Annotated in this window: 17 protein-coding genes; 3 read left to right on the top strand and 14 right to left on the bottom strand. The window is 53.6% G+C overall.

Annotation, left to right across the window (positions count from 1 at the left end):
- Position 1 precedes the first annotated feature (1 nt).
- The 5 genes from NHM04_RS07590 to NHM04_RS07610 all read right to left on the bottom strand — a co-directional run bounded on the left by NHM04_RS07590 (position 2) and on the right by NHM04_RS07610 (position 5,330).
- Positions 2 to 1,060, bottom strand: coding sequence for a polysaccharide deacetylase family protein (locus tag NHM04_RS07590; RefSeq protein WP_254266378.1), 1,059 nt, complete (start codon positions 1,058 to 1,060; stop codon positions 2 to 4).
- Complete coding sequence (locus NHM04_RS07595; protein WP_254266379.1) at positions 1,060 to 2,241, bottom strand: pilin; 1,182 nt, start codon at positions 2,239 to 2,241, stop codon at positions 1,060 to 1,062. Before NHM04_RS07595 ends, NHM04_RS07590 begins: the two co-directional genes overlap by 1 nt.
- 6 nt (positions 2,242 to 2,247) lie before the next feature.
- On the bottom strand, positions 2,248 to 2,511 hold the full coding sequence (locus tag NHM04_RS07600) for a PilZ domain-containing protein (RefSeq protein ID WP_254266380.1): 264 nt from the start codon (positions 2,509 to 2,511) through the stop codon (positions 2,248 to 2,250).
- An 11-nt stretch (positions 2,512 to 2,522) separates the two neighbouring features.
- Positions 2,523 to 4,781 carry a DNA topoisomerase IV subunit A gene (gene parC, locus NHM04_RS07605; RefSeq protein WP_254266381.1) on the bottom strand — a complete coding sequence of 753 codons (2,259 nt, stop codon included), beginning with the start codon at positions 4,779 to 4,781 and terminating at the stop codon, positions 2,523 to 2,525.
- A gap of 72 nt (positions 4,782 to 4,853) precedes the next feature.
- On the bottom strand, positions 4,854 to 5,330 hold the full coding sequence (locus tag NHM04_RS07610) for an LEA type 2 family protein (RefSeq protein WP_254266382.1): 477 nt from the start codon (positions 5,328 to 5,330) through the stop codon (positions 4,854 to 4,856).
- Between the two features lie 215 nt (positions 5,331 to 5,545).
- On the opposite strand from NHM04_RS07610, the gene NHM04_RS07615 reads away from it, so the two are divergent.
- Positions 5,546 to 5,878: a hypothetical protein gene (locus NHM04_RS07615; protein WP_254266383.1), complete on the top strand. Its 333-nt coding sequence runs from the start codon at positions 5,546 to 5,548 to the stop codon at positions 5,876 to 5,878.
- Positions 5,879 to 5,882: 4 nt separating this feature from the next.
- On the opposite strand, the gene NHM04_RS07620 is transcribed toward NHM04_RS07615, so the two are convergent.
- From NHM04_RS07620 to NHM04_RS07630, 3 genes are read right to left on the bottom strand one after another with little or no spacing between them, the layout of a single operon-like run.
- A complete protein-coding gene (locus tag NHM04_RS07620; RefSeq protein ID WP_254266384.1) occupies positions 5,883 to 6,245 on the bottom strand; it encodes a DUF2750 domain-containing protein in 363 nt (120 codons plus the stop codon).
- Between the two features lie 19 nt (positions 6,246 to 6,264).
- Positions 6,265 to 6,972 carry a M48 family metallopeptidase gene (locus NHM04_RS07625; protein WP_254266385.1) on the bottom strand — a complete coding sequence of 236 codons (708 nt, stop codon included), beginning with the start codon at positions 6,970 to 6,972 and terminating at the stop codon, positions 6,265 to 6,267.
- Entirely contained in the window at positions 6,965 to 7,612 is a 648-nt protein-coding gene (locus tag NHM04_RS07630; protein ID WP_254266386.1) for an MBL fold metallo-hydrolase, read from the bottom strand. The genes NHM04_RS07625 and NHM04_RS07630 overlap by 8 nt, the downstream gene beginning before the upstream one ends.
- A gap of 111 nt (positions 7,613 to 7,723) precedes the next feature.
- On the opposite strand from NHM04_RS07630, the gene asd reads away from it, so the two are divergent.
- Positions 7,724 to 8,587: an archaetidylserine decarboxylase gene (asd, locus tag NHM04_RS07635; protein ID WP_254266387.1), complete on the top strand. Its 864-nt coding sequence runs from the start codon at positions 7,724 to 7,726 to the stop codon at positions 8,585 to 8,587.
- A 41-nt stretch (positions 8,588 to 8,628) separates the two neighbouring features.
- Here the strand turns inward: asd and NHM04_RS07640 are convergent, their stop codons facing one another.
- From NHM04_RS07640 to gltB, 4 genes are all read right to left on the bottom strand, one after another.
- Complete coding sequence (locus NHM04_RS07640; protein WP_254266388.1) at positions 8,629 to 10,005, bottom strand: HD-GYP domain-containing protein; 1,377 nt, start codon at positions 10,003 to 10,005, stop codon at positions 8,629 to 8,631.
- Between the two features lie 120 nt (positions 10,006 to 10,125).
- On the bottom strand, positions 10,126 to 11,190 hold the full coding sequence (hemE, locus tag NHM04_RS07645) for a uroporphyrinogen decarboxylase (RefSeq protein WP_254266389.1): 1,065 nt from the start codon (positions 11,188 to 11,190) through the stop codon (positions 10,126 to 10,128).
- An 80-nt stretch (positions 11,191 to 11,270) separates the two neighbouring features.
- On the bottom strand, positions 11,271 to 12,689 hold the full coding sequence (locus tag NHM04_RS07650) for an FAD-dependent oxidoreductase (RefSeq protein ID WP_254266390.1): 1,419 nt from the start codon (positions 12,687 to 12,689) through the stop codon (positions 11,271 to 11,273).
- 33 nt (positions 12,690 to 12,722) lie between these two features.
- A complete protein-coding gene (gltB, locus tag NHM04_RS07655) occupies positions 12,723 to 17,177 on the bottom strand; it encodes a glutamate synthase large subunit (protein ID WP_254266391.1) in 4,455 nt (1,484 codons plus the stop codon).
- Between the two features lie 552 nt (positions 17,178 to 17,729).
- Between gltB and NHM04_RS07660 the strand changes: the two genes are divergently transcribed.
- Entirely contained in the window at positions 17,730 to 19,751 is a 2,022-nt protein-coding gene (locus NHM04_RS07660; protein WP_254266392.1) for an Ig-like domain-containing protein, read from the top strand.
- Positions 19,752 to 19,847: 96 nt separating this feature from the next.
- Here NHM04_RS07660 and NHM04_RS07665 read toward each other — a convergent pair whose 3' ends face one another.
- Both NHM04_RS07665 and aroB read right to left on the bottom strand, forming a co-directional pair.
- Positions 19,848 to 21,263: an SPOR domain-containing protein gene (locus tag NHM04_RS07665; protein WP_254266393.1), complete on the bottom strand. Its 1,416-nt coding sequence runs from the start codon at positions 21,261 to 21,263 to the stop codon at positions 19,848 to 19,850.
- An 18-nt stretch (positions 21,264 to 21,281) separates the two neighbouring features.
- Complete coding sequence (gene aroB, locus NHM04_RS07670) at positions 21,282 to 22,367, bottom strand: 3-dehydroquinate synthase (RefSeq protein WP_254266394.1); 1,086 nt, start codon at positions 22,365 to 22,367, stop codon at positions 21,282 to 21,284.
- Positions 22,368 to 22,399: the final 32 nt, after the last annotated feature.

Here is a 22,399-nt window from a genome sequence, read left to right on the forward strand (position 1 = left end):
TTTAGTCTGTGTGCTGCCAATCGCCATTACTATCGGTGACAAACCAGGGCTGTGAAAACCAGAAGAAGCGGTCAGAACCGGAAATAGAAGCGGTACAATTATAGCGAGAACGCCCTGGCTTTAGACCTGCATCGCTTCGCACAGAAATTATCGCCCTATCTCGCATTACCTCCATTGGTTTGCCATTCCAGAAGCACTGCACTCGGGCCGCTAAGGAGTCATTCTCGAGCTCCAACTCAAGCATCGGACGGCTACCCCCCCTTACAATTGGCTCGTCGAGTTTATTATTGCTGTCGTCACGCAAAATCCTATTGGCCAGCGGCAAGGGCTGTGACATGACCTTGTCAGGGAAAGTATCCATATTGCCGTAAGAGCTGCCCATGGGAAAACGCGGCAGGGCCAAGAAGTCACTGTCCGGCCCCACTGCACCCGAGTGCTGCGCAAAGCCCACGTACCCCATACCTTCAACCAGCGCCAATAAAGGAGCACTGTACTCCCCGTAGGGGTAGGCGAGATATTTCTCAGAGCCTCCTAGCGCCTCTTCAATAATTTGCTGGGAAGACTCAATCTCGTCGCGCATTCTTTCACGCCACTGCTTTTGCGTTTCGCCTTTTTCTAAACGCACCATATGCGGGTGAGTCGCCGTGTGATTGGCGATGGTAGCGCCACTGTCCTGCATCAACTTAAGTTGCTCCCAACTCGCATAACCTGAACTTCCCACCAAAGCGGAATTAACAAATACAGTGAAGGGATAGTCGTACTTTTTTAGCAGCGGCAAGGCTGTGCGAAAAACCGAGTCGTAGCCATCGTCGAAGGTAATAGCGGCAACTTTTTCGTTTAGCGCTTCGCCATTGCGCAATCGCTTAAGCAGCTCGGGCAAAGCCAGAACGGTGAAATTGCGCTTATCGAGATACTCCAGGTGCTGGGCAAATAATTCGGGCTTGGTTGAGGTGGCGGCCGGAGTTGTCTCACTAATATGGTGATACTGCAAAATAACCGCCGCCCGGGCCCCACAGCCAAGCAACATACCCAGCACAAGCAACAATAGGTGAACTCGCATTAATACTCCTCACAAGCACTGGGTAATATGGAGGCGGCGGCATTACTGATGCAGCGCCACTTAATACCGGTATAACCATGCTCAAGCTCCGGGACCAGTTCGATAAACACACCTTCGTTCGCGCCGGCCAGATCGGCGCGCATTACGCCCGGCTGCCTCATCTCCAGATGCTGTATTACCTCACTGCGCATGGCGGGGCTGCGAACTCCGATAGCACTGACCGACAGCGGCATGACTCCACGCACCTGATAATACTCGGCTACCGCAACACGCAGCGGTGCAATCTCTGCAAAGGCTCGCGCCAGTTCGGCCTGTTGCAGATAGGTTTGCGCAGGAGTTTGCAACTGCGGGTCGGGTGGATCAGCAGCAGGGGCCGTGGTCCGGTTAGCATCTGGGTTGGTTACAGCCGCGCGCCAACGACTATCGTTTTGCAATTGATCTAAAGCTGCAAGATAAGCATCTTCAACAGCACGGTAAAGGCTTAACTCTCGGTCGAGCCTGGTGGCAGCCACCCCTTGGGTAACCCAAGTATGTGAGGGATCACTGCTGGGCGAATCGGCCAATTGCCAAGTGACTTGGATCCAGCTATTGAGAACATCAAAACTGCCGGCGGTTGCCGACTCAAGATCACCACTGGCGGCTCCTCCCATAAGCTTGGTGCGGCAAGCATTTATTTTTAGATCGGTCACCTGCGCATTTAAAACTCGTATCTCGGCGTTATCCACCACCGGCATAGAATAGTGGCCGGCACGATAGAGCAAACCATAGGAAGATTTACGCAGCTGACGATAGGTATTCGCCTGCAGCTTTTTGTCGTCCTGCAGGATTTGCGGATAGCGAACTCGCAATTGGTTAAAGTTCTCACTGGTAGGAGATACGCAGTCGCCGCCGAAATAATAAGTAATCAGGGCTCTATTTTCATCACTGACTGAGTCGGCGTAGAAAAAACGATCCAACACCAGTGGATAGACCTCAGCGCCATAGCTGGCCGGTGTTTGATGGTCAAGTAAAGGCGCCGGCGGCATTCCTCCGATATCAATCACTTTGGCCTCGGCATGAGACACCCGGCGCTGATCTGAGTAGTGCACCTTACCCTGCTCATCGGTCCAGGTGTAAACCTGCGCAAGAGCTTTCCCTAGCGGGCAAAGCAGCATTGCTAAGACCAGTAAACGAATGCCCATGAAAAATCAGAGATTGATAAAACGCAAGCCAACGCCTCGAGGCTCGACCCGCACCACTTCCATTTCCACGACAGGTGCATCATCCATCAAGCCTTGTACCTGGCCCGTCACAATGGAGCCCACGGGTGGGATTTGCTCAGGTTCGAGAACCACAAACACACCACCATCGGAGATGTCGCGGGTTTTGACCAGCATTTCTCCGAGTTGCTCGTGACAAATTTTAATTTGACACACCACCGGGGTGCGTAAGTGCTCTCGCTTATTCTCCACCTGCTACTCCGCTATTTTTGTTCTACCGCCAGGCGGTCTACTTTTTGAAAACCGCGCGGCAGTTTGTTGCCTCGCCGGCCCCTTTCACCATGATAGTGCTCGAGATCTGCGGGCTTAAGCGTTAAATGCCGTTTACCCGAGTAAACCGTCAGTGACTGACCAGCCACCAATGTGACAATCGCGGCAGCGAACTCTTCTCGAGCTTGCACGCGTGCAGCCGGAATATTAATGATTTTATTGCCTTTGCCTCGCGCCAAAATGGGCAATTCAGCCAGTGGGAAAACCAACAGGCGCCCCTCATTGCTGACTGCGGCAACATAGGCATTTTCCTCGGCGGCGACCAGTGCCGGCGGTAAAACCTGCGCGCCCTTCGGCAGCGTCAAGGCACTCTTGCCCGCTTTATTTTTACTGTACAAATCGCCTAGGCTCGTAATAAAACCATAGCCGGCATCGCTTGCCAAAAGCACTGCATCACTATCGCCACCCATTAACAAGCCTTCGAAGGTTGCGCCATTGGGCGGGTTTAAACGCCCGCTAACAGGCTCGCCCTGCCCTCGCGCTGAGGGTAGTGTATGCGCCGCAATGGCGTAGCTACGGCCGGTGGAGTCGAGCAATATCACTGATTGATTCGACTTGCCCGGCACCGCCAGCTTAAATGAGTCTCCAGCTTTATAATTGAGCGCGGCCGGATCTACATCATGGCCTTTGGCGGCGCGAATCCAACCTTTTTCTGACAACACCACGGTCACCGGATCGACACTGATCAGCTCGGCCTCACTAAAGGCCTGGGCGTCGCCGCGCTCTACCAATGGCGAACGGCGATCGTCGCCGTACTCATCAGCCACCTGTTTTAATTCTTTACGAACTAAAGTTTTCAGCCGTGCGGCAGAGCCGAGAGTTTTATTTAAATCCTCTCTTTCTTTTTCGAGCTTTTCCTGCTCTTCTTTAATTTTCATTTCTTCAAGCCGCGCCAACTGACGCAACTTGGTTTCAAGAATATATTCCGCCTGCATTTCAACCAGATTGAAACGCTCCATCAGGATTGGCTTGGGATGATCTTCCTCGCGGATAATGCGGATAACTTCATCGACATTAAGATAAACAATCATCAAAGCTGCGAGGCGCAGCAAACGCTCCTCAACTTTTTCCAGACGGTGCTGCAGTCGCCTGCGAGTGGTGACGGTGCGAAAGCTCAGCCACTCACTGAGTATTTTTTGCAAGCTTTTTACCGCCGGACGCCCATCAATACCGATCATGTTCATATTGATGCGGTAGGACTTTTCCAAATCGGTGGTAGCAAACAGATGCTGCATCAGTTGTTCGCTATCGACGCGATTGGAACGGGGAGTAATGACTAGACGGGTCGGGTTTTCGTGGTCGGATTCATCGCGTAAATCGGCCACCATGGGCAGCTTTTTGTTCTGCATTTGCGCGGCAATCTGCTCGAGGATTTTGGCTCCGCTGACCTGGTGCGGCAGCGCAGTTACCACTAAATCTCCGCTGTCTTTTTCCCGGCTCCACAGGGCACGCATTTTTAAGCTGCCGCGGCCGGTTTTGTACAGTTCGACAATGTCTTTGCGCGGAGTGATAATTTCCGCATCGGTGGGCATATCCGGCCCCTGCACAAACTCACACAGCTCATCGATATCCGCCTTGGGGTTATCCAGTAAGTGAATACAGGCCCCCACCACTTCCCGCAAATTGTGTGGCGGTATGTCTGTTGCCATACCCACCGCAATACCCGTAGTACCGTTGAGCAAAACATTGGGCACCCGCGCAGGGAAAACTTCGGGCTCGTCCATGGTGCCATCGAAGTTGGGTTGCCAATCGACAGTGCCCTGCCCCAGCTCTTCCAGTAACACCTCTGCGTAGCGAGCCAGCTTGGACTCGGTATAACGCATCGCGGCGAAAGATTTCGGGTCATCGGGCGAACCCCAGTTCCCCTGACCATCCACAAGCGGATAGCGATAGGAAAATGGCTGAGCCATGATCACCATGGCTTCGTAGGCGGCCGAATCACCATGAGGGTGAAACTTACCGATAACATCACCCACGGTGCGCGCCGACTTTTTATACTTAGCGGTGGACTTAAGTCCCAGCTCGCTCATGGCGTAGACGATACGTCTTTGCACCGGCTTCAGGCCATCTCCCACATGGGGCAGGGCGCGGTCCAAAATAACGTACATGGAATAATCTAAGTAAGCCTTTTCGGCATACTCTTTCAAGGAAATAAACTCTTCGGCCTCAGAGAAGGTCGTGTGTTCTGACATGCTTGTTCCTGCGTATTAGGCGGTGCCTAAATGATATTTTATGTAGTGGTTACCCCGGCAGTTGCAGCTAGCCTAAAGTGAATCCAGGGCAATAGTGCCGGCTTCGCTGACCCGAATAGCGGGACTGAAACGGCCGGTGTCCAGTTTGGCATTAAACTCGTATTCTAAAGGCTTATTTGCCGGTCGCTCGGCCAGGGCACGCACCAGTTTGACCATTTGAATCACATCGGCCGACAGCGATAGTTCCAACGGGGTTTCACTGTAAGCCTTGAAGGTTGGCACATCCGCACGTACCCCCGAGAGCAAACTGAAGCCATCCAAGTCTATGCTATAGGACATACCTGTGACAGACAAATCAACATTATTAGGATTGCTGATAGCCAGCTGAACGCCCAGTCGCGGAGCCATTTCACCCTGCTGAGCGGGCAGCAATTTTAACCCCACCACCTTGACCTCGGGGTCAGTAAAGCCAGGGGACAAAGCCGCGCAACCCGACAAACTGACTATCAACAGCAGCAGCCAAGCCCGCATATTAAGCATCCTTTTCATTTACATACCTCAAACCATTGATGGGCGCCCTAGAGAATACCCAAGCTCGCCGATTTACCCAAGCACCAGCGTTAAATTTGGTCTATGAAGCTACAAGGGCAGAACAGAAGCACACCGGCAAGCACCGGGCTTTTGTGACTCAGCTCACACCAGCCAGCCACCTACTGTGCTCTAATCGGTGGAAAAATATCAACCGGCCGGCCAGAGAGAGATGTATGCCTGACCAGCAGAATTTTAACCAAGAGTTTCTTGGCAGCAGGGAAATCAGCTTTACCAATCGACAGGAGTCAATTTACCCCACATTAATGCGCTTTTGCCTGGATTTTAAATTCAAGGTATTACAGGTGTTGTTCGCGCCTCAGGAAGGTTCACCGCCTAGTAAGATGCTGGTGATGACGCGGGCGGACTACGCTGGCAACACTGAGGGCGTTATTACCCCGGCCTTTACCCAGCTCGAGCAATTAGAGCGCTATGTGTGCGATAACCAGATAGATATTCTGCACGATTACCTATTCGGCGTGGATGAGCTAGCGCAGCAAACGGGCTGAACGGCTAGCCAAGCTCGGCTTCGAATTCGGCCAATAAATCCAGAGGCTCCCACTCTTCTCCTTCCAACTCGCTGTCCCAGTTTACCCCCACCAACAGCACATCGTCGTGCATACCGGGGAGCCAGTCTTCAAGAAACTCTTCCAGAGCGATAGCGACGGGCTTGTAAATGGACCACTCTTCCACGCAATGTGCCGCGGCCAGCTCGCGATCGGACCATAGAGGCATAACATCGGTATTATCGTAGCGTTCTGAATCACACAGCGCCCATCCTTCCGGTCCCTCTAGCCCCCACACACAACCCGTGTCTATCCCCTCGACCACAAAACGATCCAGGTTTTCTTCAAAATTATCGGTGACAGGTTCCATGGTCTGACCCTCAGGCAACTTATACGGCAGGTAAAATCAATGTATGGCCATGCTCGCGCAGCCACTGACGCCAGCTCTGGTAGCCGGGGCAAAGCCGCTCTACCTGGCGCCAAAACGCCGGGCTGTGATTTTGCTGAACCAGGTGGCTCACTTCATGGGCTACAAGATAATCCACCACAGGCTCGGGGGCCAGTAGAATTTGCCAGTTATACTGAATATCCCCTAGGCGTGTGCAGTGTCCCCATTTGGAGCGGGTGGCGCGCACACTAACTTTACCCGCCCTTAGCCCCGCATTAAGGCAAAGCCTGCGAGTCTTGGTCTCTAGCACCTCGAGCGCCCGCATTCGGTACCAGGCAGCCACAGCGGCGTGAATTTGCTGCGGCTCGCTCTGGCGACTGCGCCTACCCAACTGCACTACCAAGTCTTCTCCATCGCGCCAGCATTCTTGCCTAGCGCCCTGACTAACTTTTAAGCGCAAGCGGCCGCCTAGGTAAGGGAAATACTCAGCATCACAGTACTGATAAACGGGCCTGTCGTGGAGCCTCTGGCGTTGACGCGCCACCTTATCTTCAATCCAGCGCGATTTAGCAGCGACCATGGCGCGCAATTGCGACTCCGGAAAACCCCGCGGCGCCCGCACAACTACCTGGGCATCGCGCACCTCTATGCCTATGGTTCGACGACGTGACGAGTAACGAATCTCAACGCTGGGAAGCAACTTAGCCAAATTTTTTATCCGCCACAAAAGGATTATCAGCACGCTCAGCGGCAAAAGTAGACATAGGCCCGTGGCCCGGCACAAAGCGGATATCATCACCCAGGGGCCAGAGTTTGGTCGTAATCGAAGTCACCAAAGTCGCATGATCACCAAGCGGAAAATCGGTCCGCCCCACCGAGCCCTTGAACAAAACATCGCCCACAAAAGCCAGCCTCGAGGACTCATCCACCAATACCACATGACCAGGTGTGTGCCCGGGACAGTGCAGCACCGATAGCTCACATTCTCCAATGGAAATTTTATCGCCATCTTTTAGCCATTGATCCGGGTGAACATTACCCACGGGTGTAAAGCCCATCATCTGAGCCTGCTGCGCCAAATTATCTAGCCAGAATCGATCGTCTTTATGCGGCCCAATTATAGGAACGCGCAACTGCTCGGCAAGTGCCGTTGCCGCGCCCACATGATCCATATGGCCGTGGGTCAGGAGAATTTTTTCCACCACTAGTCCAGTCTGCGCGACCAACGCCAATAACTTTTCCGCTTCACCACCAGGGTCGATCAAAGCCGCTTTAGCGGTTGCCCGGCACCAGACCAGACTGCAGTTTTGCTGGTAGTGAGTGACGGGAATTATCTGGTACTCAAGCACTTTGTCCCCCTAAAAACGCACTATTTTACCAGTGTTTTACGCTTCGCAGCGCGGCAAGAGGGCAAACTCTGGTAGCATAGCGCCACTGTTTTTGCGGAGCTTAGCACTATCATGACGTTTAAAGACTCGCTATTTATTGCCAGCCAACATTTAATTCCTCAGCACACCATCTCGCGGGTTGCGGGGCGCCTTGCCAATTGCAGGCAGCCCGCCGTGAAAAAACGTTTTATCAGCTGGTTTGCTAAGCGCTATGGCGTGGACATGAGCGAAGCCGAGCGGCCCAACCTGGAAGACTACGAGTGCTTCAATGACTTTTTTACTCGTGCAATGAAAGCCGACGCTCGCCCGATCGACAATGGCGAAGAATCCATTGTCTGCCCCGCCGATGGCACCATCAGTCAGTTGGGCTCGATTAACGAGGGGCGCATCTTCCAGGCCAAAGGGCAAAGCTACAGTACCCTCGAGCTACTGGGCGGAGATCCGGCCCTGGCTGAAGAGTTCGCCGATGGCAGCTTCGCCACGGTCTATCTCTCCCCCAAGGATTATCATCGGGTACATATGCCTATGACCGGTACACTGCGACAAATGGTGGCGGTACCGGGACAACTGTTTTCCGTTAACGAAGTCACCGCACGCCATGTGCCGCGTTTATTTGCTCGCAACGAGCGCGTGGTCTGTATTTTCGACACGGAGATCGGCCCTATGGCGGTGGTTCTGGTAGGCGCCGTCATCGTGGCAGGAATTGAAACGGTTTGGGCTGGCGAACAGGCACCCATCGGCCGCAGGGTATCCACCACTTACTACGGCGATGCTGCGCCCGCGAGTATCAAGCTGGACAAGGGCGCCGAGATGGGCCGTTTTAAGCTGGGATCAACCGCGATTGTGTTGTTTGGCAGAGATAAAGTCCACTGGAGCGAGCAATTTAGCGCGGGTACCCCCACCCGAATGGGTGAAGCGCTCGGCCAGCGCGCATAAGGCGTTACACCCAAACTGCGAGGCGCGGCAGGACAGCGTAATTAATTTTTAAATCTGTCCAGCAGGCCGAGCAGGCCCTTGCGCTCGTTGGACATTAAATAATCGTCGCGTATCTTTAAAATATCCACATCATAGCTGCCGGGTTCCAGGTCGCGCGAAATTTCTATTTTCTGTGCATCTTCCAGGGTCCGCTTACCGGCATCAATAAGGGCTTGTTTACGCTTGTCGTCTTCCGCTAAATCCAGCAAATATGGCTTTTCTAGTGCGTTTTTCAGCGCGTCAATAACCACCATAACCCTTGGTTTTAAGCGGCGTTCGAAGTTTTGCTCCACCACCACGCCAACCTCCCCCGTGCTCAGCTCTACCAGAGTGCCCGTGGGGTAAAGCCCGATCGCGCGAATAAACTCCACCACCAAATCCTCTTGGAACAAGGTATTGCGCAGCTCGTAGAGGCGGGCCACCGCCCGGGAGGGCGCTATTGGTACGGTGGCGGTGCGCGGCGTTACGACAGTATCGTAAAAGGTTACTATCCCCGCAATTTTACCCAGCAAAGGAATTTTATCGCCCACCAAATGCTGTGGAAAACCACTGCCATTGAGGCGTTCACAGTGGGTGCGCACTACGCTAATCACCCGGGGCTCTACGCCCTCGGTTCCGCGCAATATCTGCACCCCAAACTCGACGAATTTTTCGTACTCTTCGCGCTCCGCTTCACTTAATTCTGCTTTGCCGATCAGCTCGCGTGGCAGCTTGGTTTTGCCCACATCTTTGAGCAAAACCCCCATCGCCAGAATGTCTAAGTCGCGCTTTGCCAAACCTATATGGCGGCCGAACAAGATGCCCCACACGGCAGCCCGCAACGCATGACTATAGGTGTACTCGTCGGTCTCTTGTACCCGCGACAACCAAGTAAAGGCATCGGGGTTACGCACCACACTGTCGACCATATCGCTGGCGAGCTTTCGCGTTTCGGCAACGGGAATGTCGTGATAACGCTCGGCGTCCAACTGCTGCAATACCTGACCGACGGCGGTGTAAACCTTCTGGTGCAACTGGCGAGCTTGCTTTACCTCTTTTTTCAGAGGCTTTACGTCTAGATACTGGTCGCGCTTTACGGTGATTGGCTTAACCGGCACCGACACGGGAATCTCTTCAGCGCGCCGGCCATTTTTACCTGACTTAGCGCCGCCAATACCCGGCGTTATAGTTTTTAGATTGGTTGAGACAGGAGCGCGGCCTTTTACCACATCGATATAAACGTGATTGCACAGGCTTTTTAACTTGCGAATCTCGTCCATCTCGCGAATGTAGAAGCCCTGCAACGGAAATGGGGTTTGCGTCCAGGGCCTATCGAGGCCCGAGACAAACATACCGATTGTCAGCTCGTTAACATTCAGTTTGACTTGTTTGATGCCCACATTTAATCCCCGTAAATGAGCGAACCTGCCCGCGTCCTTACTCGATTTATACCTTTAATCGAGACAGGCAGTTTAATCAATAACCAAATGCTGTGCCAACTACTTAGAATCTACGGCTGGTTAAGAGTGGTAAGCGGCCGACAAATCGTGGACAGCGTTAATAAACGCACCAGCGTGCTCCGGATCCACTTCGGGGGTAATGCCGTGGCCCAGATTAAAAACATGGCCTGCTCCAGCACCATAGGAATGTAGAATACGGCCCACCTCGTCACGAATACGGTCGCTTGAGGCATAAAGAATGGTTGGGTCCATATTGCCCTGCAACGCCACTTTATCCCCCACCCGACTGCGCGCCACACCGATATCCGTGGTCCAGTCCAAACCCAGGGCATCAGCACCGGTCGCCGCCATGGGCTCTAGCCACTGGCCGCCCCCCTTGGTAAACAGAATCACGGGGACTCTGCGCCCCTCGCGCTCGCGAATCAGACCAGAAACAATTTTTTGCATGTAATTGAGGGAGAACTCGGCATAGGCCTGATGCGACAGAGCCCCACCCCAGGTATCAAAAATCTGCACCGCCTGAGCACCGGCCTCAATTTGTGCATTCAAATACACCGTGACCGATTGGGCGAGAGTATCCAGCAGCTGATGCATCACCTCTGGCGAGTTGTAAAGCATCTGCTTGGCGCGGCGGAAATCGCGACTGGACCCGCCTTCAATCATATAGGTAGCCAGCGTCCAGGGGCTGCCAGAAAAACCTATCAGAGGCACCCGGCCGTTTAGCTCGCGGCGGATTAAAGATACGGCATCAATTACATAGGGTAAGTCGCGCTTAGGATCAATCACCTGCAGCGCATTGACATCGGCTTCGCTGCGCACTGTCTTTTTAAACTTGGGGCCTTCACCGGTTTCAAAATACAAGCCCAAGCCCATAGCATCGGGTATGGTCAGGATATCGGAAAAAAGAATTGCGGCATCCAGCGGGTAGCGCTCCAGCGGCTGCAAGGTGACCTCGCAGGCCGCTTCAGGATTACCACACAGCCCCATAAAGTTACCCGCTCGTTCACGGCTGGCCCGATACTCGGGCAAATAACGCCCCGCTTGGCGCATCATCCATACAGGGGTGACATCAACAGGCTCGCGCAGCAAGGCGCGCAGAAAACGATCATTTTTTAAATCTGTCATAAAGGCTTCTTACGGATAAAAATCTACGGGCCGAAGGTGAATAACCCATAAAAAAGCCGGTCAGATGACCGGCTTTTGCATCAAACACTCAAATAATCGAGTATCCCTTCAGCGGCTTGGCGCCCCTCCCAGATGGCGGTTACCACCAAGTCAGAGCCGCGTACCATATCGCCGCCGGCAAAGACTTTAGGGTTAGAGGTCTGGAACATATATTCCTGTTCTTCAGGTGCAACCACACCACCCCAGTTGTTGGTCTCGACACTGTGATCGGCCAACCACTCCGGCGGATTAGGACGGAAACCAAAGGCAATCAACACCACATCGGCGGGCAGGATTTCTTCGCTGCCGGGAATCGGCTCGGGGCGACGGCGGCCGTTTTCGTCCGGCTCACCCAGTTGAGTAGTAACTACCTTTACGCCCTCGACCTTGTCTTCGCCGACAATGGCGACCGGCTGACGATTAAACAAGAACTCCACGCCTTCTTCACGGGCGTTGGCCACCTCACGCTTGGAGCCGGGCATATTCTCTTCATCACGACGGTAAGCACAGGCCACAGATTCCGCGCCCTGACGGATAGAGGTGCGGTTACAATCCATCGCGGTATCACCACCACCCAGCACAACCACTCGCTTACCTTTTACGCTAATAAACTCTTCCGGGCTTTTTTCAAAACCCAGGTTGCGGTTGACGTTTGAAACCAAAAACGGCAAAGCGTCGTAAACGCCGGGTAGATCCTCGCCGGGGAAACCACCTTTCATGTAGTTGTAGGTCCCCATCCCCATAAACACAGCATCGTATTGCTCTAACAATTCGGCCATGGTGATATCTTTACCAACCTCGGTATTGAGGCGGAACTCAATACCCATTTCGGTAAAGATCTCGCGACGACGAGTCAGGACAGTTTTTTCCAGCTTAAACTCGGGAATACCAAAGGTGAGCAACCCGCCAATTTCTGGATAGCGATCAAACACCACCGGCTTAACGCCGTTGCGCACCAAAACGTCGGCGCAGCCAAGGCCCGCGGGGCCGGCCCCGATAACAGCGACCTTTTTGTCGGTCCACTGCACTTTGGACATATCCGGACGCCAGCCCATAGCGAACGCAGTATCGGTAATGTATTTTTCGGCATTACCAATGGTCACGGCGCCAAAGCCATCGTTCAAAGTACAAGCGCCTTCGCACAGACGGTCTTGCGGGCACACCCGACCGCATACTTCCGGCAAAGTGTTAGTCTGGTGACTCAGCTCCGCCGCTTCAAAGATATTGCCCTCGGAAATCAGCTTGAGCCAGTTGGGAATAAAGTTGTGTACCGGGCACTTCCATTCACAGTAAGGGTTACCACATTCAAGACAACGGTGCGCCTGACTGGCAACTTCTTCTTTGCCATAGGGCTCGTAAATCTCCACAAACTGGTGTTTGCGGGTTTGAATGTCTTTTTTCTGCGGGTCTTGACGACCCACATCAATAAACTGGAAGTTGTTGTGTAAACGCTCGGCCATAATCAATGCCTCTAATCTGTTCAACCCAAGGGGTTATTCACCGCGGTTCTTCATACTTTCAAGCAAGCTTTTCATGCTCGCCGCCTTGGGTTTGACTAGCCAGAATTTGCCAACATAGTCATCGAAGTTTGCCAGCAGCTGCTCGCCCCAGGCACTTTCGGTCTCGCGAGTAAACTCTTCTATCACACTACGCAAATGATTGCGGTGCGCCTCTAAAGATTCAGTATCCACGCGGTGAATTTCCACCAGCTCGTGGTTGTAGCGATCCACAAAAGTGTTGCTCTCGTCCAACACATAGGCAAAGCCGCCCGTCATACCCGCGCCAAAGTTCACGCCGGTATCACCCAGAACAGTCACAACACCACCGGTCATATATTCACAGCAGTGATCGCCCGCGCCTTCGACGACAACATGTGCGCCCGAGTTGCGCACACCGCAACGCTCACCCGCAGTGCCTGCGGCAAATAATTTACCGCCCGTCGCGCCGTACAAACAGGTGTTACCGATAATGCTGGTGCGATTTGAAGCAAACTCAGAACCTTTAGGCGGACGGATAACGATCTTACCGCCAGCCATGCCTTTGCCTACATAGTCGTTGGCATCTCCTTCTAGGTACATTTCCAGGCCGCCGGCGTTCCACACGCCAAAACTCTGCCCGGCAATACCAGTCAGCTGCAACTTGATGGGCGCATCCGCCATCCCCTGGTTGCCATAGCGCTTGGCAATTTCACCGCTTAAGCGCGCACCGATAGAGCGGTCGCAGTTTGTTAGATGGAAACTGAACTCACCGCCTTTTTTCGCTTCGATAGTGGGTAAGATCTCGCGCACCATCGCCTCGGCCAACTCACCTTTGTCGAACGGGTGGTTGCGATCAACCGCACACAGCTGCGGCTTGGTGGCCAGGAAGTCATCGGTGTGCACCACCGGACTTAAATCCAATTGTTTTTGCTTCTCGGTTATCCCTTCGGTCAGCTCCAACAGATCCACTCGGCCCACCAGTTCGGCCAGTGAGCGCACGCCTAGATCGGCCATCAACAGACGAGCTTCCTCAGCGACGAAACGGAAGAAGTTTTTCGCCATCTCCACGGTGCCGATATAGTGGTCGCGACGCAGCTTATCGTTCTGGGTTGCAACACCGGTAGCGCAGTTATTCAAGTGACAAATACGCAGATATTTACAACCCAAGGCCACCATAGGTGCAGTACCAAAGCCAAAGCTTTCTGCACCCAGCATGGCCGCCTTAATTACATCCAAACCGGTTTTTAAGCCGCCGTCGGTTTGTACGCGAACTTTATCGCGTAAGTCATTGGCTCGCAGAGTCTGATGAGTCTCGGACAAGCCCAGCTCCCAGGGCGAACCCGCGTAGCGGATAGACGTCAGAGGACTGGCAGCGGTGCCGCCGTCATAACCGGAAATAGTGATCAAATCAGCGTAAGCTTTCGCCACACCGGCGGCAATAGTACCGACACCAGGGCGGGATACCAGTTTCACCGAGACCAATGCATCGGGATTGACCTGCTTAAGGTCGTAAATCAGCTGCGCCAAGTCTTCAATAGAGTAAATATCGTGGTGCGGCGGTGGAGAAATCAATGTCACACCGGGCACCGAGTAGCGCAAGCGTGCGATCAGTTGATTAACCTTACCGCCTGGCAGCTGCCCACCCTCACCGGGTTTGGCCCCCTGAGCAACCTTAATCTGCAACACTTCGGCATTGACCAAGTAGTGTGGGGTTACACCAAAACGGCCGGAGGCGATCTGCTTAATTTTGGAGACCTTAGGCGTGTTGAATCGCGCCGGATCTTCGCCGCCCTCACCACTGTTGGAGCGACCGCCAAGGGTATTCATCGCCTCGGCCAGCGCTTCGTGCGCTTCAGGTGACAAAGCACCGAGGGACATCCCCGCCGAGTCAAAGCGTTTGATAATGCTTTCGACAGGCTCGACTTCATCCACGGAAATTGGCTCGCCCACTCCGCCGCGCACCTTAATCAAGTCGCGCAGGGTCGCCACCGGACGGGTATTTACCAAATCCGAATATTTCTGCCAGTCGCTCCAGTTGCCACTTTGCACCGCTTTTTGCAGCGTTTGTACGACATCTGGATTAAACGCGTGATATTCCTGGCCGTGTACGTACTTCAGCAGACCACCTTGAACAATAGGCTTGCGATCCAGCCAAGCGGTTTTCGCCAACGCTTTTTGATCAGCTTCCAAGTCTTCGAAGCGCGCACCTTTAATGCGCGAGGTGGTACCGGTAAAGCACATGTCCACCACATCTTCGGCCAGGCCCACAGCTTCAAACAGTTGCGCACCACGGTAAGAGGTGATGGTCGAAATACCCATTTTAGAGAGGATCTTCAACAGGCCTTTGTCCAGCCCTTTGCGGTAATTTTTATACGCTTGATCCACATCGGTAAGCAACTCGCCTTTGTTCAGCAAGTCGTTCATAACATAGTAACTGAGATAAGGGTAAACGGCGGTTGCACCATAACCGATAAGCGTCGCCACCTGATGGGAGTCGCGTGCGGTACCGGTCTCAACAATAATGTTAGCGTCGCAGCGCAGCCCTTTCTGAGTCAGGTAGTGATGCACAGCACCCGTTGCCAACAGCGCATGCACCGGCAGCTGGCCCTGTTGCAGCCCCATATCACTCAATATAACTTGTACTGTACCTGCGCTCACAGCTTCTGCGACACGCTCGCGCAGCTCAATCACGGCTTGTTTTAAACCTACTTTCTCCGGATCGTAAGCGAGCGAGAAGGTCTCGGCTTTATAGTCATCGCGCCCCAAGTTTTTCAGTGCGCGAAATTTCGCTGGCGACAATACCGGCGAACTGAGGATGACGCGATTGGCGTGGGCTTCGGTTTCGTCGTAAACCGACAACTCGCGGCCCACACAAGTTTCGAGCGACATTACAATCGCTTCACGCAGGGGGTCGATTGGCGGGTTAGTTACCTGCGCAAACTGCTGACGGAAATAGTCGTACAGGGAGCGCTGCTTACCAGACAGTACCGCCATGGGAGTGTCATCCCCCATCGAGCCGACCGCCTCCTGACCACCTTCGGCCAGCGGGCGCAGTACTTGGTCACGCTCCTCGAAGGTCACCTGATACTGCTTCATGTAAGCTTTCATTTCGGCTGCAGACAAGCCGTTCTCAGCCACATCGGTCTCTAAGGTAGACTCAATGCGCACGGCATTGTCTTTCAACCACTGCTTGTAAGGTTTACCGGCCTTAAGTTGGGCATCGATGTCTTCGGTGTGATAAAGCTTACCGGTTTCGGTATCGACAGACAGGATCTGACCCGGGCCAAGACGGCCCTTGGCAACCACATCTTCAGGCTTGTAGCCATAAACACCCACTTCGGAGGCTACAGTAATCAAATCGTCTTTGGTGATAACCCAGCGCGACGGCCGCAAGCCATTGCGATCAAGAGTACAAACCGCATAGCGACCATCGGTAATCACGAGTCCCGCGGGACCATCCCAAGGCTCTACGTGCATGGAGTTATATTCGTAGAAGGCGCGCAAGTCTGAGTCCATGTGCTCTACGTTTTGCCACGCCGGCGGCACCAGCATACGCACAGCACGATGCAGCTCCATGCCACCAATCAGCAGCACCTCGAGCATGTTATCGAGGCTGGATGAATCAGAGCCAGTACGATTAACCAGCGGCGCCACTTCGGCGATATCGGGCAGTAGCGGGGTAGAGAACTTATCGGTGCGGGCGACCGACCAGTTGCGGTTACCCATAACCGTGTTGATTTCACCATTGTGCGCCAGCATGCGGAAAGGCTGCGCCAGCGGCCACTGAGGCATGGTGTTGGTGGAGAAGCGCTGGTGGAATACACAAATAGCGGTTTCCAAACGTTCGTCGGCCAGATCGGCAAAAAATTTGGGCAAGTCCACCGGCATCATCAACCCTTTATAGGAGAGGATGCTGGTGCTTAGGCTGGCTATATAAAAGGAAGTGTCTTCCTTAAGAGCCAGCTCAGTGCGACGGCGGGCCATCAGCAATTTTGCACTGAAAACAGCATTGCTGGTATCCGCGGGCGCATTGACAAATACATGGTTAAACAGCGGCAAAGACTCAAGAGCGATAGGCCCCAGACAACTGGAGTCCACTGGCACTTCGCGCCAGCCTGCAGGTTGCAGTCCCTCTGCACGCAAGGCGTCTTCAAGTACGCGGCGAGCCTGATCGGCCTTTTCGACATTGCGGCTCAACATCACCGCGCCTACGCCATAGACTTCACCCAGCTCATCGCAGCCGGCCTCTTTGGCGACAGCTCGCAGAAAACTGTCGGGCTTTTGCAGCAACAGACCGCAGCCATCACCAGTTTTACCATCGGCCGCAATACCACCGCGGTGGGTCATGCAGGTCAGGGATTCGATAGCAGTTTCGAGTAAACGGTGGCTGGTCTTACCCTTAAGATGGGCAATCAGACCGAAGCCGCAGTTATCTTTAAACTCGTCCAAACTGTACAGACCAGTGGTCATACGCTGTCTCTCAATAATTACCTGTTTTACTCTCACAAAGGCAGGCCAACTTCACTGCACCATGCGCCAGACAAAAAAGCCCCTAAACAAGAGGGGCTGTACAAATGGGCGCAGAATATTACCCGCTGGAGCCTCTTTAGGCAAGCAAAAGCGAGCCTTTGGGCCTTTACAGCAGTGGGCTAAAAATCGAAGTTGAGCTGAATCACGGAAGCTCCCAGACTAGGCGCCATCGCCTAAAAAAGCAACTCACAATACGCCAAAGTCTGCGAGCAACTGGCGCAAAATGGATGAGAAACTACAATCAAAACCCACAACAACAGCCTGAAATTAAAAGAAATTGTAAAAATGTGCCACTATTCCTCATTTTCGGCACAACAGACCTTTATCCCGCCCGTAAATTACGCTAATTTAGGCACCAGGAGCGGTGTTTCACCTAGTTTCTACACAGAAGCACGACATTTGCCCGCACTACACAGGCCCATGGGGGAAGCTTTCGCTCGCGGCCGCGAGGCAAATAACAACGACAATTCCGATAAATTCAGGACCATAGATATGCGGATAATCAAACTCGGGTCTCATGCGTCAAAACTTGCGGGGGTCCTTGCCCTGTGTACCGGACTCGCTGCCTGCGGTGGCGGCAGCAACGGCACCACGCTCGACAACCTTAACAACCAAGGCGGCGGTGGCGGCGGCAGTAGCAGCAGCGCGGCCAATGATCTGGCAGAGATTGGCTCAGGCTCAGGAGCGGATTTTCAGCCCGGCGTTATCGGTGTAGGCATTGGTGACGGCGTACTCTCTGCCGGTGGAAACACCCTGCTCTCAGTTAATGTAGTCAATAACGGCGAGCTGATTACCGATGCGGTGGATGTGACCTTCAGCTCCCCCTGTATTGCCGCCGGCGAATCCCTGCTCAGCCCACAGTCGGGCGAGATTTGTGAATCCGACTGCCCCACCAACATTGTGCAAACCACTAATGGCCAAGCGACTATCCGCTATACCGCCAATGGCTGCATAGGGACTGACTCCATCACCGCAACCACCTCTTACGGCGGCTCGGTCATCAGCGCTAACGGCGCCGTAGAAATTGCGGCCGATACCGTACAAAGCCTGACCTTTGTAGAGGCATCGCCCAATGCTATTACCCTTAAAGGCACAGGCGGCAATGAAACTGCAACCCTAACCTTTAGAGTGCGCGGCAGTACTGGCGCACCGGTCAAAGGCATAGCTGTAGACTTTAAACTAAACAGCTCCAGCGGCGGCCTGTCTTTGGTGAACGACTCTGGCACCTCCGATGTGGACGGCCTGGTATCCACCACTGTGCAATCTGGCTCAGTTCCCGGTGCCGTGCGCGTTACAGCCACTACCGAAGGCGGCATTTCTACCCAATCGTCGCAGCTTGTGGTTTCAACCGGTCTGCCGGACCAAAACAGTATGTCGATCGCCGGTAGCGACAACCACCCAATCGCCTGGCGCTATAACAATGTCACGTCACAGATCACCGTGAACGCGGCCGACGCTTTCAACAACCCAGTACCTGACGGCACTCCGATTTACTTCACCACCGTAGGCGGTGCAATCGGCTCAAGCTGCTTAACCGGCACCAGCACTGAAGAGGACGAAGGTGTCAGCGGCTCCTGTAGCGTTACCTGGCAGAGCCAGAGCCCCAAACCAGAAGCAGATCAGGGCTTTACGATTATTGAAGAGCCCAACAACTACGATCACACGCCTTATTTACAGTGCAACAATGGCGCTGCGCATTGCCGCGACGGCCGGGTAAAGATTCTGGCCACGACTATAGGCAACGAATCCTTTATCGATGCCAACAATAACGGTATGTACGACCCTGATGTAGACGTTTTCTATACCGCAGACAGCACCGAAGGCGATGTTGCCGCGCGTATTAGAAACTGCCAACGCTCAGAGCCGGTATCAGGCTCAGCGTCTCATGCCGACTCAGGCTCTACCTCAGAAGCCTTCGGCTGTGACGACCTCGGCTCGCCCTATGTGGACCGCAATTTCGACGGTCGCTATAACGCCGGAGAAGAGATTGCCACCGTCAACGCCGGCGATAGCAACAGCTACGAGCCAGGTGACGGTCTTTACAATGGCGTGCTGTGCCGTGAAGAAGACGCAGCAGCGGGCGCCTGCACACGCGACGCCGTATTGGTGCGAGCTGAGCACATGCTGGTAATGTCTTGCGACGCCCCACTTTATACCGCAGATGGCCGCCTACCTGGCGAGCCCACCGAAACAGTCACCTTTGAACCAGGCGAAACCAAAAGCTTTAAGTTTATGCTGGCAGACTGCAACGGCAACGGCATACCCGGCGGCACCGAGATCTCCGTCAATGCCGACCTCGCCCAAGGTGTTGAAGCGGAAGTGTTCCCCAACGGAGAAATCAGCGCCTCGTCCGACTACAGCTACGTGACTTTATTTATCTCTGCCGATGACTCTGATCCAGCAAGCGGCGCCGTTTTTATCGAGATAGAAGTGCCCACTCCTGGAGATGGCAGTATCAAATATGGCTCTAACGGTGTGAGAGTATTCTCTGAAATACCCGAAGAAGAGGAATAAACCTTCCACCCATAAAAAAGCCCCAGCCTTACGGCTGGGGCTTTTTTATGCGCGCTTACAAATTGCTGTAGGAATCCGAAACATGCCACCGGGCTATTATTTTTGCAGCTCTTGCTGAATATCCTCTACACCACGAAGCCAGGGCTGAGCATCGCGCTGCTTGGCAGGCAGCCGGGCAATGGCCGCCTGTGCCTCTGCTCTGGATGAATATCTACCGGCCAACACCACATACCAAGGCTTACCTGCCCGCGTTGAACTATAAACCCGTAACTGATCACTATTCGCTTGGGCTCGCTGATAGCTTTGCGCAGACGCAAGGTTACTCACACCCAATACTTGCAAGGTATAGGAGTCTTTCGGCCACGATAATATTTCCAGCTCATCCTCGCTGTACGACGCATCGGCCGGCCTCACAGCGACGCTCGACGATGAAGATGAAGATGAAGATGAAGAAATTATCTCAGGCGCAGGTGCTAACACCAAGCTGGAGCTTGCACCCTGTACTTCAGCCTTATTGACATCATCAGGTCGGGATGCAGGCTCACTGACGGAAGACACCTGAGCGGAAGACGACTCAAGGCTGCTAGCCGCTTGCGACGATACTGCCGCGCCCACATCAGCAGCGGGGATCTTTAGCGTCTTGCTCGTTGCTACATCTTGAGTTGCATCATTACTGTAAAGATAGACCATCCCCAAAGCAGTAATAAGGCCCGCGACAGCAAGTATATGCACTACCGGAAGCTTAGAAATCGATTGAGGGCTGGCATCGCTATCTTGGGGAGGATCGCTTACAACAGCGTAATCCTGTAACCATAGCCTGGCCGACGCCAGCAAGCTGCCTATATTACCGGATGCAGAATCCCACCAGGGCTCTACCAATGAACGATCAAACAGCGGCTCGCCTTCGTAGCCGGCATCGTCGAGACGCCGCTGCAACAACTGAATCGACTCGTGTAAATCAATTTGCGGCAGCTGAAAATCCTGCACCTCTATATCAGGCATACCATAGCTATCGAGCCTGGGGGCTAGATCATCGCGCCCCAGGAGCAGGAGGCGAATAGGAGGCAGGTCTTGCGCCGACTGCAATAAGCTCATTAACGGAACGAGCGTCTCATCTCCCAATGCGTCGGCATCATCGATCACTACATAGATCTGGCCTTCGGCCATTGCAGAGCGTATCTGGACAAGTAACTCGCCGGTACTAGTATCAGCATTGAGGGGAAGATTGAGAAAATCTGCGATTTTTCTCAGTAGGTGATCACCTTCAGCCCCGCGCGCGGAAAAGTAAATTGTCTCGCGTGACAGCGCCAAACGATTATACAGTTCTGCAGCGAGCGAAGTCTTACCCTCACCCTCTGCGCCGGTAATCACCACTAGCGGAGCAATAAACTCTATGTTGTGTAGTACCTCAAGAGAAAGCGCTTCCAGCCCGGACCACAACTCGGCTGCAGGCGCAACGGCCATCGGGTCATGATCTAACCCAAGTAGCGCAAAGTAGCTAGGCTCACTCATGACGGACTCCGTAGTCACTTAGGCAATGCGCGATTGGGTAAGCGTTTGTTCGAGCAATTGCGCATCGAAGTCTGCGGTGACAACCGCTTTGCCCAATGCCTCGAGCAAGACCAGGCGCAAACCACCATCCATCGCCTTTTTATCGACTGCCATCAACGTTAAAAAGTCGTCGTTGCTCATGTCAGCTGGAGCGATGGTAGGTAAGCGGGCTGCCAGCAAAAGGCTGCGCGTTCGCTCAACCAAATCGGCGGGTACATTGCCCATACGCTGCGACAAGTCTACAGCCATCATCATGCCGGCGGCCACAGCCTCACCGTGCAGCCAGTTACCATACCCTTGAGCCGTTTCAATGGCGTGACCAAAAGTGTGCCCTAAATTCAATATGGCACGGACACCACCCTCGCGCTCATCTTCTGCAACCACTTTGGCTTTATCCTCGCAGGAGCGCACCACGCAATAGGCAAGCGCGTCGGTATCTCCAGCCATTACTCGTGCAATATTCTCTTCGAGCCAAACAAAAAAGCTGGCATCGCAAATCAACCCGTACTTAATCACCTCGGCAACCCCTGCAGCCAACTCACGAACCGGAAGGCTCTTTAACACAGAGACATCGGCCAGCACCGCTTGAGGCTGATAAAAGGCGCCTATCATATTCTTACCCAGTGGGTGATTTACCCCCGTTTTACCGCCGACGGAGGAATCTACCATTGAAAGTAAGGTAGTGGGTATTTGAATAAATTTTACGCCGCGCTGATAGCAAGCCGCGGCAAAGCCCGCCATATCGCCAATGACTCCGCCACCCAGGGCTATGAGCGTACATTGACGATTAAAGCGCGCCTGCAACAGACCATCAAAAACCAGATTTAGGGTTTCCAGGTTTTTATGTTTTTCGCCATCGGGCAACACGACGGTTTCCAGGGTGTAACCGCCACCAGACAGGGCTTCTAATAATGTCTGTAAATACAGCGGGGCAACGGTCTCATTGGTGACAACGCAAACTTGCCGACCGTGGATGTGAGGGGTTAAATACTCGGGACTAAACAGCCCCTCACCGATATAGATAGGATAACTGCGCTCACCGAGCTCTACCTTTAAGCTATGCATAATCTTTGGCACCGTTGCGAAAACTCTGCGGC

It is taken from the genome of Gilvimarinus sp. DA14, assembly GCF_024204685.1.
GTDB lineage: Bacteria > Pseudomonadota > Gammaproteobacteria > Pseudomonadales > Cellvibrionaceae > Gilvimarinus.

What these genes read in the sequence shown, in the direction of transcription:
- NHM04_RS07590 (WP_254266378.1), bottom strand. Translation starts at nt 1,060, where the DNA reads ATGCGAGTTCACCTATTGTTGCTTGTGCTGGGTATGTTGCTTGGCTGT.
- NHM04_RS07595 (WP_254266379.1), bottom strand. Translation starts at nt 2,241, where the DNA reads ATGGGCATTCGTTTACTGGTCTTAGCAATGCTGCTTTGCCCGCTAGGG.
- parC (WP_254266381.1), bottom strand. Translation starts at nt 4,781, where the DNA reads ATGTCAGAACACACGACCTTCTCTGAGGCCGAAGAGTTTATTTCCTTG.
- NHM04_RS07610 (WP_254266382.1), bottom strand. Translation starts at nt 5,330, where the DNA reads ATGAAAAGGATGCTTAATATGCGGGCTTGGCTGCTGCTGTTGATAGTC.
- NHM04_RS07615 (WP_254266383.1), top strand. Translation starts at nt 5,546, where the DNA reads ATGCCTGACCAGCAGAATTTTAACCAAGAGTTTCTTGGCAGCAGGGAA.
- NHM04_RS07620 (WP_254266384.1), bottom strand. Translation starts at nt 6,245, where the DNA reads ATGGAACCTGTCACCGATAATTTTGAAGAAAACCTGGATCGTTTTGTG.
- asd (WP_254266387.1), top strand. Translation starts at nt 7,724, where the DNA reads ATGACGTTTAAAGACTCGCTATTTATTGCCAGCCAACATTTAATTCCT.
- hemE (WP_254266389.1), bottom strand. Translation starts at nt 11,190, where the DNA reads ATGACAGATTTAAAAAATGATCGTTTTCTGCGCGCCTTGCTGCGCGAG.
- NHM04_RS07650 (WP_254266390.1), bottom strand. Translation starts at nt 12,689, where the DNA reads ATGGCCGAGCGTTTACACAACAACTTCCAGTTTATTGATGTGGGTCGT.
- gltB (WP_254266391.1), bottom strand. Translation starts at nt 17,177, where the DNA reads ATGACCACTGGTCTGTACAGTTTGGACGAGTTTAAAGATAACTGCGGC.
- NHM04_RS07660 (WP_254266392.1), top strand. Translation starts at nt 17,730, where the DNA reads ATGCGGATAATCAAACTCGGGTCTCATGCGTCAAAACTTGCGGGGGTC.
- NHM04_RS07665 (WP_254266393.1), bottom strand. Translation starts at nt 21,263, where the DNA reads ATGAGTGAGCCTAGCTACTTTGCGCTACTTGGGTTAGATCATGACCCG.
- aroB (WP_254266394.1), bottom strand. Translation starts at nt 22,367, where the DNA reads ATGCATAGCTTAAAGGTAGAGCTCGGTGAGCGCAGTTATCCTATCTAT.